1 protein-coding gene is annotated in these 291 nt (G+C 72.9%); it reads left to right on the forward strand.

The genetic code is table 11. The features are described from left to right. Positions 1-208: hypothetical protein (locus tag P0G09_RS20030; RefSeq protein ID WP_275253550.1), on the forward strand; the 208-nt coding region annotated here is incomplete at its 5' end. Positions 209-291: the final 83 nt, after the last annotated feature.

Below are 291 nucleotides of genomic sequence, written 5' to 3' on the forward strand. Positions count from 1 at the left end.
TGGCAAGGGTGCGGACGTGAACGAGCCGCAGGCCCCTACCCGCACCGAGGCCCCCAGCAAGGACGACAGCATGAGCCTGCCGCTGATGGGGCGGGAAGAGGACGAGGCACCCGCCCGGCCTGCCGCCCCGGCAGAGGAGGCCCCGGCCCAGCCTGCTGAGGAAGCGGCCCCTGCCGCGCCGGAGGCTGCGGAGAAGCCTGAAGAGTAAGCCGAGCCGGAAACGCCCGAGCAGGTTGGGGAGAAGCTCCGCCGGATGGGCGCGGAGCTGACGCTGCGGTGTGTGCTGGAGGG

Source organism: Faecalibacterium sp. DFI.5.82 (assembly GCF_029076575.1).
GTDB lineage: Bacteria > Bacillota > Clostridia > Oscillospirales > Ruminococcaceae > Faecalibacterium > Faecalibacterium duncaniae.